Source organism: Mycobacterium montefiorense, from assembly GCF_025823255.1.
Classification (GTDB): domain Bacteria; phylum Actinomycetota; class Actinomycetes; order Mycobacteriales; family Mycobacteriaceae; genus Mycobacterium; species Mycobacterium montefiorense.
The window spans coordinates 583,960-596,137 of the sequence record NZ_JACKVL010000013.1 but is presented as its reverse complement, the minus strand read 5'-3'; the positions used below and the strand labels follow the sequence as shown (position 1 = coordinate 596,137).

Genomic DNA, 12,178 nt, shown 5'->3' with positions numbered 1-12,178 from the left:
GCAGGACAGTATGCCCACCGCAAACTCGCGGCGGGCATACTGCTTGCGTAGGGAGCGTTAGACCCATTTCGGCAGCTGGCCAAGTAGACTCGGCGTCAATGGAGGGTGCTGGATGAACGACCTGGTTGATACCACCGAGATGTACCTGCGAACCATCTACGACCTGGAAGAAGAGGGCGTTACGCCGCTGCGCGCCAGGATCGCCGAACGGCTCGACCAGAGTGGGCCGACCGTCAGCCAGACCGTCAGCAGGATGGAGCGCGACGGATTGCTCCACGTCGCCGGTGATCGGCACCTGGAGCTCACTGACAAGGGCAGGGCCCTGGCCATCGCGGTGATGCGCAAGCACCGCCTCGCCGAACGACTACTCGTCGACGTCATCGGCCTGCCGTGGGAAGAAGTGCACGCCGAGGCATGTCGGTGGGAACACGTGATGAGCGAGGATGTCGAGCGCCGCCTGGTGAAGGTACTCGACAACCCGACCACTTCCCCGTTCGGCAATCCGATTCCGGGTCTGCTGGACCTAGGTGTGGGTTCGAATTCCGGCGCCGAGGACGTCAACCTAGTCCGGCTGACCGAGTTGCCGGCGGGTTCTCCGGTCGCGGTCGTCGTCCGCCAGCTGACCGAGCACGTTCAGGGCGACATCGATTTGATCAGCCGGCTCAAGGACGCCGGCGTGGTGCCCAATGCGCGGGTCACGGTGGAAACCGGTCCCGTTGGGGTCACCATCCTGATACCCGGGCACGAGAACGTCACCCTGCCGCACGAGATGGCGCACGCGGTCAAGGTCGAGAAGGTCTGACTCCCCTACCCCGCACGGCGACCGAACACCCGCTGCGGCGGAAGCTGCACGCCGAGTCGCTTAGCCAGTCGATAGCCGGTCACCGCCAGGTCGCGAATCTGCTCCGGTCGCAGACCGGATTGCAACGCCGTGTCCAGCATGCCCGCCATCCGGTGATCCGGATCGCAGCGCAACGCGGCCTCCAGCGACACCCCTGCCAACGGGCCGTCGCCGCGGACATAGGCGCTGAACGCCAGCAACACCAGCGCCTCGACGCGCCACGGCGCAGGCAGGATGCGCGCCAGCGACGCCCACAGCGCCTCGGCTTCCCCGGCCTTCTCGCCGACCGCCAGGGCGTACAACGTGTCGCGCACCGCCACGTCATTCAGCGCGCAGCCCAGGGCGGCCAGCTCGGCGTTCGACAGCGATCCCCCAGCACCGACGCGGCCGACCGCGGTCAGCGCGGCTTCCACATCACGGCGGCTACAGCCCGCTGGGTCCGTGCGATGCGCCTGCGCGCGGGTGGCCGCCTGCCGGGTAAGGACCCCGGCCAGTGCGGCACTTCGCGCCGGATCCTCGATGGCCACGACCGCCTGTAGGTCGGCGCGGCGCCCATAGAGCCGGCGGCCTTCCAGCACCGCGGCGGCGGCCAGCGGCGATGCCGACGGATCGTCGACCGTCCCACTCGCGCCGCAGCCGTCCACGCAATGCCAGCGCCCGCCGCGGGCCACCCGATCCACGACATGCGCCGCCCACAGCTCAATGTTGTACTCCGCCAACATCTCTGCGAGCATCGCGCAGAGCTGCCGGTACTCGTCATTGCAGCGCGGACAGTCGGCGCCCTCGTCGTTGACGATCACGACGATCACCGCCTCGGGCTCGGCCGCGGCAGCAACCTCGACAAGGTGTCCGACCCGGTCGGCGAGCTCCTCGCAGAGGTCGACCCTCAGCACCGCTTCCAGCTCGCCACCGTCCAACGACACCAAGACCAATGAATCCTCCGGAACAAAGCCGAGAACGGCGGGTAGCGCAGCAACCAGCGCTCCCGGGCGGTTGAGTTCAAAATCGGGCGAATGCGGTGTCATGAGGCCTAACGCTGATGGCCGCCACCGTCAGAACGCGCTCGCGCAAGGCAATTGAGCTTTCGGTCTGTGGAGAAAGTCTCGACTGTGGGCTCTATCGTCTATCTCATGGGATCGATGCAGGAATACGACATGGTCGTGATCGGCTCGGGGCCCGGCGGACAGAAAGCCGCCATCGCCTCGGCCAAGCTCGGCAAATCGGTCGCGATCGTCGAACGCGGCCAAATGCTGGGCGGCGTCTGCGTCCAAACCGGCACCATCCCGTCAAAGACGTTGCGTGAGGCGGTGCTCTACCTCACCGGAATGAGCCAACGCGAACTCTACGGCGCGAGCTACCGCGTCAAGGAGAAGATCACCCCGGCCGACCTGCTGGCCCGCACTCAGCATGTGATCGGCAAGGAGGTCGACGTGGTGCGCAATCAGTTGATGCGCAACCGGATCGACCTGCTGATCGGCCACGCGCGGTTCATCGACGCGCACACGATCGAGGTCGAAGATCCCTCTCGGCGCGAAAAGCTAACCATCAGTGGCAAATACGTCGTGATCGCCAGCGGTACCAGGCCGGCACGGCCGTCCGGCGTCGAGTTCGACGAAGACCGAGTGCTCGATTCCGACGGGATTCTCGACCTCAAGGCGCTGCCGGCCTCGATGGTGGTGGTCGGCGCCGGTGTGATCGGCATCGAATACGCGTCGATGTTCGCCGCGCTGGGCACCAAGGTGACCGTCGTGGAAAAGCGCGGCGACATGCTCGACTTCTGCGACCCCGAGGTCGTCGAGGCGCTGAAGTTCCATCTGCGCGACTTGGCGGTGACCTTCCGGTTCGGTGAGGAGGTGACCGCGGTCGACGTCGGTTCGGCCGGCACCATCACAACCCTGGCCAGTGGCAAGCAGATCCCCGCGGAAACGGTGATGTATTCCGCCGGGCGGCAGGGGCAGACCGACCACCTGGATCTGCACAACGCCGAGCTGGAATCCGACAACCGCGGCCGAATTTTCGTCGACGATAACTTCGCGACGAAGGTGCCCCACATCTACGCCGTCGGCGACGTCATCGGCTTCCCCGCATTGGCCGCAACCTCGATGGAACAGGGCCGCCTGGCCGCCTACCACGCGTTCGGGGAAGCGTGCGACGGCATCACCGACCTGCAGCCGATCGGCATCTACTCGATTCCCGAAATCTCCTACGTCGGTGCCACCGAGGTGGAGCTGACCAAGAACTCGATCCCCTACGAGGTGGGCATAGCTCGCTACCGGGAGCTGGCTCGCGGTCAGATCGCGGGTGATTCCTACGGCATGCTCAAGCTGCTGGTGTCCACCGACGACCTCAAAGTGCTCGGGGTGCACATCTTCGGCACCAGCGCGACCGAGATGGTCCACATCGGGCAGGCCGTGATGGGCTGCGGCGGCACCGTCGAATATCTGGTCGACGCGGTGTTCAACTACCCGACGTTCTCCGAGGCTTACAAGGTCGCCGCACTCGACGTAATGAACAAAGTGCGCGCACTCAACGAGTTCCGCCGCTGACGGTTAGCAGGTGCCGTCGAAGTCGACCGGCACCGGATCGCCCGGACCGCCGGCTTCGGCGCGGGCCAGCAGCGCGGCAGTGTGCTCATCGAACGGCGCGGAGTAGGACACGTTCTCGGCGCAACCGCCGCGCTCAAATCCACCGATCAGCCCGACGACGGTAGTGCCGCTGACCCACGGCGCGCCGCTGGTGCCGCCGACCAGTCCCTGGCATACCAGTGAGGGAAATCCGCCGTCGGTGACAGCGGTGTTGCCCTGACATCCGATCGGCGAGCCACCCACGCCGCTCGGATAGCCCACCACGGAGACACGACTGCTGGGAGGCGGAGCCGTGCCGAGGGTTAGCGCCAAGCCTTCACTCGACTCGACGGAACCGCCGTGCTCGCTGTTGACCCGGGCGATCGCGTAATCGGCGTGCGGATCTTTGCTGGCGACCCACCGCGGATCCAGATAGACGCTGTCCGCCTTCCAAAGATCGGGTGGCGCACCGTCACCGGACAGACCAGGCACAAAGGTGATCTGAGCAGCTCCGGCCAGGCAGTGCGCGGCGGTCAGGACCAGTTTTCCGGCCGTGGAATGCAGCACCGAACCCGTGCACACGTGCTGGGTGCTGCCATCCAGAAAGATTGCTCCTACCCGCCTGTCCGGGTCCACCGGACCCGCAACCGCGCCCGGCTCGGGCTGGCTCAGATGTTGGACGGGCCCGCTCGTCTTCGTTGCCGGTGTCGTAGTGGGCAACGACACATGCAGCACCGGACGGTCACACGACGCCAGTAACGTCGCGAGGCCGACAATCGGGCAGAGCAGCAGCATCGGGACGCGCATCGGATCCCATCATGCCCGACCACAGGTCCGGAAGCGGAATTCGACGCATCGCGCTGCGACACCTAGATTTGCTGGCAGATCCGGTGCCACCGGAATTGTTCCTTCTGGATTACGTTCGTGCGTCAAGCTGTTTCCATTACTGATGCCCGTTGATTCGGGGGACACTGGCTAGGGCACCCTGGAAGGACCCCGAGAGGAGGCAAACTCGATGTCCGACGAGCACCAAGACGACGATCTCTATTACCAGCCAGGGCAACCCGGCATGTACGAGCTGGAGTTCCCGGCGCCCCAGTTGGTGACATCGGACGGCCGCGGACCGGTGTTGGTGCACGCTTTGGAGGGTTTCTCGGACGCCGGGCATGCGATTCGGCTGGCCGCGACCCACCTGAAGGCCGCGCTGGACACCGAGCTGGTCGCGTCGTTCGCGATCGACGAATTGCTGGACTACCGCTCGCGGCGGCCGCTGATGACCTTCAAGACCGATCACTTCACCAACTATGACGACCCGGAGCTGAGCCTGTACGCGCTGCGCGACAGCGTCGGCACTCCATTTCTGTTGTTGGCGGGCATGGAGCCGGATCTCAAGTGGGAGAGGTTCATCACCGCGGTCCGGCTGCTGGCCGAGCGGCTGGGGGTACGCCAAACCATCGGCCTGGGCACCGTTCCGATGGCTGTTCCGCACACCCGGCCCATCACGCTGACGGCGCACTCCACCAACCGCGACCTGATCAGCGACTTCCAGCCGTGGATTGCGGAGATCCAGGTCCCCGGCAGTGCGTCAAACCTGCTGGAATACCGGATGGGTGAGCACGGGCATGAGGTGGTCGGTTTCACCGTCCACGTGCCGCACTACCTGACGCAGACCGACTACCCCGCCGCCGCCCAGGCGCTGCTCGAGCAGGTCGCCAAAACCGGGTCGCTGGACCTGCCGCTGTCGGCGCTGACCGAGGCTGCGGCAGAGATCCGTGGCAAGATCGACGAGCAGGTGGAAGCCAGTGCCGAAGTAGCCCAAGTGGTGGCTGCACTCGAGCGCCAGTACGATGCGTTCATCGACGCTCAGGAAAACAGGTCATTACTAACACGCGATGAAGACCTGCCTAGCGGCGACGAGCTTGGGGCCGAGTTCGAGCGGTTCCTAGCCCAGCAGGCGGAAAAGAAGCGCGACGGCGACGACCCGGCTTAAACGCCTCAGCGGGCGCGACGACAAGGGTGGCGAGATGACTGAGCGGAAGCGCAAGAGCAATCTTCGCCCGGTGCGCGAAGTAACTACCCCCTCGCTCGAGTTCCGCACCATCCACGGGTACAAGCGGGCCTACCGAATCGCCGGCTCCGGGCCGGCGATTCTGTTAATTCACGGCATCGGCGACAACTCCACGACGTGGAATACCGTGCAAGCCAAGCTCGCTCAGCGGTATACAGTGATCGCCCCCGATCTGCTCGGCCATGGGCAGTCCGACAAGCCGCGCGCCGACTACTCGGTCGCCGCATACGCCAACGGGATGCGCGACCTGCTCTCCGTGCTCGAAATCGAGCGCGTGACCATCGTCGGACATTCGCTCGGCGGTGGGGTGGCGATGCAATTCGCTTACCAGTTCCCACATCTGGTCGACCGGCTGATCCTGGTCTCCGCGGGCGGCGTCACCAAAGACGTCAACGTCGTATTCCGGTTGGCCTCGCTGCCGGTGGGCACCGAGGCGCTGGCGCTGCTGCGGCTGCCGCTGGTGCTGCCGGCAGTACAGCTGGCGGGCCGGCTCGCGGGCCTGGCGATCGGATCGACCGGCCTGGGCCGCGATCTGCCGAACGTGCTGCGGATTCTGGACGACCTACCCGAACCGACGGCCTCGTCGGCGTTCAGCAGGACGCTGCGGGCCGTGGTGGACTGGCGCGGCCAGATCGTCACGATGCTGGATCGATGTTATTTGACCGAGACCATCCCGGTGCAGATCGTGTGGGGCACCAAGGATGCGGTGGTTTCCGTCCGGCACGCATGGATGGCCCACGCCGCGATGCCAGGCTCGCGCCTGGAGATCTTTGCCGGCTCCGGCCACTTTCCATTCCACGAAGACCCGGCACGCTTCATCGACGTCGTCCAGCGCTTCATCGACAGCACCGCCCCTGCCCAACACGATCAGGGCGCGCTTCGTGAGTTGCTGCGTACCGGCAGCGGCGAACGCACCGTCACGGGTCCGGCCGACACGCGCGTCGCGGTGCTCAACGCGATGGGTTCCGACGAGCGCAGCGCCACCTGAGGCCCCCTCGGCGTTGACCCGCCCCGTACAGTCGGCCCATGGGGATCGATGTGACGGTGTTGCGTGTCTTCACCGACCGGGCCGGAAAATTCGGCAATCCACTGGGCGTGGTCGACGCCAAACAGGTCGCTCTCGCCGATCGCCAGGCGCTGGCAGCCCAATTAGGTTACAGCGAAACGGTATTCGTCGATCTTCCGGCCGGCGGCTCAACCACAGCGCAGGTCACCATCTACACTCCGCGCATCGAAATTCCGTTCGCCGGGCACCCGTCAGTGGGCGCGCCGTGGTGGCTGCGCGCCAACGGTACGCCGATCAACACGCTGCAGGTACCAGCCGGCATTGTGCAGGTGCACTACGCGGGTGACCTGGTGGGCATCAGCGCCCGCTCGGACTGGGCTCCCGTGTTCGCAGTGCACGAATTCGATTCCGTCGAGCAGCTTCTGGCGGCCGACCCAGACGATTTTCCCGACGACACCGCGCACTACCTGTGGGCCTGGATCGATGAGTCCGCCGGGGCGCTGCGTTCCCGGATGTTCGCGGCAAATCTCGGTGTACCCGAAGACGAAGCGACCGGCTCGGCAGCGATGCGGATTACCGACCATCTTAGCCGCGACCTGAGCATCACCCAGGGCAGAGGATCGATGCTGGAAACTGTCTGGAGTCCCGAGAGCTGGGTTCGGGTGGCTGGCCGCGTCGTCAACGACGGTGTGACACAACTGGACTGAAGGATACTCGGCCAGCCGAGGCCGCTGGGAATTCAGGACTTCCGCTGCAACTCCGCGGCAAGATGATGCTGCATGGGTTGCCCGACCGCACCCATTTGTACCGAGTACGTAAGCTGGTCGCCGTCGAGGCGGATGGAACGACCAAGCGCGGAAACCTCTTTGGCGGTCGGCGTCAAACCGATCGACGTGGTGGCCAGCTCGATTTCGATGACATCGCCGGTCGACCGGTAGGAACCGACCTCGATTTCGGTGACCCCGCTGGGGTGAGCCAGAACCAGCTCGACGTGGCCGGGTTCGGGCACCCGAAGATAGCCGGTCTCGGCGTGCAGCGGTTTGCCGTCGGCCAGCGCTTTGGTCTTTTGCGCGTAGGCCAGAAACGGTTTGCCCACATGGGAAAACACAACTTCTTCGAGATACTCGAAGGGCTGGATCGTCGGATATTCGCCCGCACCGCGACCAGCCCAGGTGCCGAGCAGCGGCGCGAGCGCCTCGAGATCCGGATGCAGGTCACCAGGCATGAATTCAGCCTAGTCCGGTGCCGACCAGTACCGTTGCGCCCGAGTCACGCGGCGGACCATCAGGTGGGTGTCGATACCTTGCGGTGCTGGCGCAGCGCCTCGATCTCGCGTTCGAAATCGTCGGCCGAAGAGAAGGACCGGTAAACCGACGCGAAGCGCAGGTACGCCACCTCGTCCAGGTCACGCAACGGCCCCAGGATCGCCAAGCCGACCTCGTGACTGGGAATCTCGGGCGAGCCGGCGGCACGGACGGTGTCTTCCACCTGCTGCGCCAGCAGGTTCAGCGCGTCCTCGTCCACCTGACGGCCCTGGCACGCGCGGCGCACCCCTTTGACGACCTTTTCGCGGCTGAACGGCTCGGTGACTCCGCTGCGCTTCACCACGGCCAGGACCGCGGTTTCTACCGTGGTGAACCGTCGCCCGCACTCCGGGCACGATCGGCGGCGCCGAATGGCTTGGCCTTCATCGGTTTCCCGCGAGTCAATTACCCGGGAATCGGGATGGCGGCAGAACGGACAATGCATGACCGCTCCTTCGCGGGGCCGGCATCTCGCAGAACACTCCGAGCGTACCCGTGCGCTCCCCCGCCGAGCCAATGTAGCCGCGCCACGGGTGCTGGTAGCGGTGCGAGGACTGAGCGGCGTTGGCGTAGAGCGGTTTTCGTACGGCGTCGCCGCGCCGTCAGCCGACCGGCGCGATCAGGGTCTGGCCGGCGGCCAGTGACGGCGAGTTCAGGTTGTTGAGTTCGCGAATGCGGTCGGCAACCTGGCGCGCCGGCGCTTCGGGCGCTACCCGGTGTGCGACGTCTTGAAGGGACTCGCCCGGCTCGACCTGCACGACGGACAGCCTGTCCGGTACGGGAGCGGCGGCGGAGTCACCGTTGGCGATCTGACCGAGATTCGCGACCAGACCCAGCCAGAGCGTGATGATCCCGGCCATCAGGGCCAGCCCCAGCGTCGTCCCCAGTGTGGCCGGACGGCGGCGATGCGGCGTGGCCGACATCGCTACCCCGGTACCGCGGTACCGCATTGGCGCGCCGGCCGGCCGCGACTGCACGGACCGGCGCGACCGCAGCGCGCGTTCCTGGTCGTAGCGAGGCCGTGCAACCAGCCCATCGCTCGGGCGCCGCACGTTGTTGGTCCGCGGTGAGACTGTGTGCATGAGCGTCATGTGCGTTCCTCCGGTCAACTAATCCTCGCTCGTGTGTTCGACACTATCGCTCGTGTGTTCGAAATCCGAACATTTGAGCGGAGCGTGTCGCACGAGCAAAACGCTAGACCACGCCACCGACAACCTCCATCGGTCGCTATCACTGCCATCACGCACAAATACCCGGTCTTTTCGAGAGTTACACCATTGTTATTCGCAAAAGTTGCGCGGATCACTGTTTCGGGAGACACGAAGGGACGACACGCTAGTCGAACACATGTTTGATTCTCGGCTTCCAGGGGGTTACATTCAGTGCCATGAGCGACAGCAACGACACCTCAGCCACCGGCCCCGAAGGCCGGTTGCATTCCGTGGATTCATCGCTTACCCAGCGGCAACGCACTATCTTGAACGTCATCCGTCAATCGGTGACCACCCGTGGATATCCGCCCAGCATCAGGGAGATCGGCGATGCCGTCGGGCTGACTTCGACGTCCTCGGTGGCTCACCAACTGCGTACTCTGGAACGCAAGGGATTTCTGCGCCGCGACCCGAACCGCCCCCGGGCCGTCGATGTTCGCGGCGCCGATGACCTCGTTGCGGCGGCGCCGGCCACCGAGGTCGCCGGATCCGACGCGTTGCCAGAGCCGACGTTCGTCCCCGTGCTCGGGCGCATCGCGGCCGGTGGACCGATCTTGGCCGAAGAAGCCGTCGAGGATGTCTTCCCGCTCCCCCGCGAATTGGTCGGCGAGGGCACCCTCTTCCTGCTCAAGGTGGTCGGCGACTCGATGATCGAAGCCGCGATCTGCGACGGCGACTGGGTCGTCGTGCGGCAACAGAATGTCGCCGACAACGGCGACATCGTCGCCGCCATGATCGACGGTGAGGCCACCGTCAAGACGTTCAAGCGCGCGGGGGGTCAAGTGTGGCTGATGCCGCACAACCCGGCGTTCGATCCCATCCCCGGCAATGACGCGACCGTGCTCGGCAAGGTCGTCACGGTGATCCGCAAGGTCTAGTGCCGCGAAAGTTCGCTATCTAGTCGGCCTTGATGAAGCCGTTGACCAGCGCGGCTTCCTCGCTGGACAAGAACACTTCGGCGAGCGTGTCGCGATAGAGGTCGCTATCCGGGGTGTAATAGAGGCCGAAGCGGGTGCTCGCCTTGATCGGATAACCGTCGGGAATCAGATACGGGTCATCCAGAGGCAGGTGGATCGTCGGACGTCCGGCCGGGCCTAGTGCCCCGAGGGCGGCTGCCGACTCGAAGTCTGACTCGTCGTCAGCGTCCGCGGCGGCGTGCCGTCCGCCACGCGATGCAGCGCCTACCGCGGCGGCGAGGCCGGCCGCGACATCATCCGCAGCGGCAGCACCGGGCGTGACGCCGCTTGCGGCGGCAAGATCGGGCGGCGTATGCGGCACGGCCACGTCGGGATAGGCCGCCTCCGCATCGTCGGCACCCGGATAGCCCGCCTCCGCATCGTCGGCACTCGGATAGCCCGCCTCCGCATACGGGGTGTCTTCCTCGGCGGCGTCAGGGTAGGCGGCTTCCGGAACGCTCGCATCGGTGTATTCAGTGTCCGGATCGGCGCGCTCCGACACTTCGACATCATCCAGGTAGCCGGCTTGGAGTATCTCATCGCCATAGCCGGCCTCGGTGAGATCGTCCGCCGACACCACATGGATGGAATCGGTGTCGACCGTGTCGGGATCCTGGTCGTCGACCCCTAACTGATCCCACTCTTCCTCGGATACGGATTCGTCGGCGTAACCGGCCGCGGCATCTTCGTCCAGTTCGACCGTTTCGGGTGAATGCGGCCACCTGACTCGCGGGGCGTCGTCGTCGTGGTGCTCCAGTGAGTGCACGTCGCCATAGGACAAGTGCTCGGTCGTGGCATCGGCGTAGTCGGGCCCCCAGCGCGGCTCACCCGAGTCGTCGTAGCCACCGACGTCGACGTCGCGATCGAGGTTGTAGGGCGCGGCATTGCGCTCGGCGCGATGCCGGCGCCACCGCAACGCCACGAACACCGCCAGCAGCACCAGAACCAGCAGCGGGACCAGGGCGAACAGGTACCACCAGCTCCAGGTGAACCACTTGTTGGAGTGCTGCGGCATTGCCGAACCACTCGGCTGGTTTTGTCCCGACACCTGCAGGCCCGACAACAGCGGAGCCAGGTTCGCCGGGTCGGTGGAGAAGGTGTTCTTCGCGCGGTTCCACGAGATCTTGCCGCCGGTGAACTTCTGCGAGATCACGTCGCCGTCGACGGTCTGATCGCCGACCGGGGCACCCAGCTTGCCGGTGGGACCGCGCAGCTTGTCCCAGGCCGCCTTCATCGCTCCGCGCACGACGAAGGCACCGTGGTCAGAGCTCCAGAAAATCACCGGCTTGTCGGCTGCCGAGAACGTCGCGATCCGGCTGTTGGGGCTGACGCCGCCGTCGGACTCGTTGGCGATCGGGAAGCCCAGGTCGCTGCTGACCGGGCCACCCACCGACTCGTACTTGGCCAGAATGTCGCTTTCCAGGGCGTTCGCGCCGTTCGCCGGGCTGAAGAACACCTTGCCGCCGGCAAAGTTCTGGGCGATTCCGTCGCCGCCGATCGGATACTGGCCGCCCTGCTTGGCGCCCAGCGGGCCGTTCACACCGCCGGCCGCGCGCCAGGCCATGTTGATGGCCGCGGCTGGATCGATGGCTACCTGCAAGCCCTTCAGCTGGTCGGCCAATCCCGCTGGCTCAGTGGTGAATTCCTTGGTTTTGCGGTTCCAGGAAATCTGGCCGGCGCCGAACTTCTGCGAGGACACTTCGCCGTCGTAGGTCTCATCTCCGACCGGGGCGCCGAGAACGCCGCCCGAGCTACCGAGTTTGTCCCAGGCGGCGTTCAGCGCGCCGCGCACGACAAACGCGCCATGATCGGGCGTCCAGAAAATCACCGGCTTGTCGCTGGCCGAGAACGTCGCCACGCGGCTGTCGGGGCCCGCGAGTCCGGGAACCTCGTTGATGGTCGGAAATCCCAGATCGCTACCGGCCGGGCCGCCGAGCATGTCGTACTTTTCCAGGATCGGCCCGTACACGAATTTCGCACCGGTGGCCGTGGTGAAGAAGAACTTGCCGCCGTCGAAGTCGCACGCGAAGCCGTCGGCCACGGGATAGACGTCGCCCTTGCGGGGGCCTAGCGGTGAGGTGGGGCCGCCGGCCTTGTCCCACGCGGCCATGATGGCGGCTTCGGCGTCGCCGATCGGAGAAGCTGAGGCGGTAGGTGCCAGCAGCACGACGGCCAACGCTGTGGTCGCCACGCTGATCAGCGCCCGCCCGGCGAGCCTGCGCACTTGA

12 protein-coding genes are annotated in these 12,178 nt (G+C 65.7%); 6 read left to right on the top strand and 6 right to left on the bottom strand.

Features of this window, described 5'->3' with window-relative positions; translation table 11 throughout:
* Positions 1-112: 112 nt before the first annotated feature.
* Entirely contained in the window at positions 113-802 is a 690-nt protein-coding gene (locus H7K34_RS16145; protein ID WP_108920060.1) for a metal-dependent transcriptional regulator, read from the top strand.
* A 5-nt stretch (positions 803-807) separates the two neighbouring features.
* Here the strand turns inward: H7K34_RS16145 and H7K34_RS16140 are convergent, their stop codons facing one another.
* A complete protein-coding gene (locus H7K34_RS16140) occupies positions 808-1,866 on the bottom strand; it encodes a DUF4192 domain-containing protein (protein WP_264063013.1) in 1,059 nt (352 codons plus the stop codon).
* Between the two features lie 114 nt (positions 1,867-1,980).
* Between H7K34_RS16140 and sthA the strand changes: the two genes are divergently transcribed.
* Entirely contained in the window at positions 1,981-3,387 is a 1,407-nt protein-coding gene (gene sthA, locus H7K34_RS16135; RefSeq protein ID WP_264063578.1) for a Si-specific NAD(P)(+) transhydrogenase, read from the top strand.
* A gap of 3 nt (positions 3,388-3,390) precedes the next feature.
* Here the strand turns inward: sthA and H7K34_RS16130 are convergent, their stop codons facing one another.
* Entirely contained in the window at positions 3,391-4,212 is an 822-nt protein-coding gene (locus H7K34_RS16130) for a trypsin-like serine peptidase (protein ID WP_264063012.1), read from the bottom strand.
* Positions 4,213-4,420: 208 nt separating this feature from the next.
* Between H7K34_RS16130 and H7K34_RS16125 the strand changes: the two genes are divergently transcribed.
* Genes H7K34_RS16125 through H7K34_RS16115 form a run of 3 tightly spaced genes read left to right on the top strand, consistent with a single transcriptional unit; the run spans position 4,421 to position 7,186 of the window.
* A complete protein-coding gene (locus tag H7K34_RS16125) occupies positions 4,421-5,395 on the top strand; it encodes a proteasome assembly chaperone family protein (RefSeq protein WP_108920057.1) in 975 nt (324 codons plus the stop codon).
* Positions 5,396-5,429: 34 nt separating this feature from the next.
* Complete coding sequence (locus H7K34_RS16120; protein WP_264063010.1) at positions 5,430-6,461, top strand: alpha/beta fold hydrolase; 1,032 nt, start codon at positions 5,430-5,432, stop codon at positions 6,459-6,461.
* A 38-nt stretch (positions 6,462-6,499) separates the two neighbouring features.
* Positions 6,500-7,186 (top strand): PhzF family phenazine biosynthesis protein, encoded by a 687-nt coding sequence (locus H7K34_RS16115; protein ID WP_264063009.1) that lies wholly within the window; start codon positions 6,500-6,502, stop codon positions 7,184-7,186.
* 32 nt (positions 7,187-7,218) lie between these two features.
* Here H7K34_RS16115 and H7K34_RS16110 read toward each other — a convergent pair whose 3' ends face one another.
* From H7K34_RS16110 to H7K34_RS16100, 3 genes are all read right to left on the bottom strand, one after another.
* Positions 7,219-7,704: a peroxynitrite isomerase gene (locus H7K34_RS16110; RefSeq protein ID WP_264063008.1), complete on the bottom strand. Its 486-nt coding sequence runs from the start codon at positions 7,702-7,704 to the stop codon at positions 7,219-7,221.
* Positions 7,705-7,763: 59 nt separating this feature from the next.
* The gene (gene nrdR / locus H7K34_RS16105) at positions 7,764-8,228 is read right to left on the bottom strand and encodes a transcriptional regulator NrdR (protein ID WP_108920053.1); all 465 of its coding nucleotides are present in this window, start codon (positions 8,226-8,228) and stop codon (positions 7,764-7,766) included.
* 157 nt (positions 8,229-8,385) lie between these two features.
* Positions 8,386-8,874, bottom strand: coding sequence for a LysM peptidoglycan-binding domain-containing protein (locus tag H7K34_RS16100; protein WP_264063005.1), 489 nt, complete (start codon positions 8,872-8,874; stop codon positions 8,386-8,388).
* Positions 8,875-9,170: 296 nt separating this feature from the next.
* On the opposite strand from H7K34_RS16100, the gene lexA reads away from it, so the two are divergent.
* Positions 9,171-9,872 carry a transcriptional repressor LexA gene (gene lexA, locus H7K34_RS16095; protein ID WP_108920051.1) on the top strand — a complete coding sequence of 234 codons (702 nt, stop codon included), beginning with the start codon at positions 9,171-9,173 and terminating at the stop codon, positions 9,870-9,872.
* Positions 9,873-9,891: 19 nt separating this feature from the next.
* On the opposite strand, the gene H7K34_RS16090 is transcribed toward lexA, so the two are convergent.
* Positions 9,892-12,174, bottom strand: a complete 2,283-nt coding sequence (locus H7K34_RS16090) for an LGFP repeat-containing protein (RefSeq protein ID WP_264063577.1) — start codon at positions 12,172-12,174, stop codon at positions 9,892-9,894.
* Positions 12,175-12,178 lie beyond the last annotated feature (4 nt).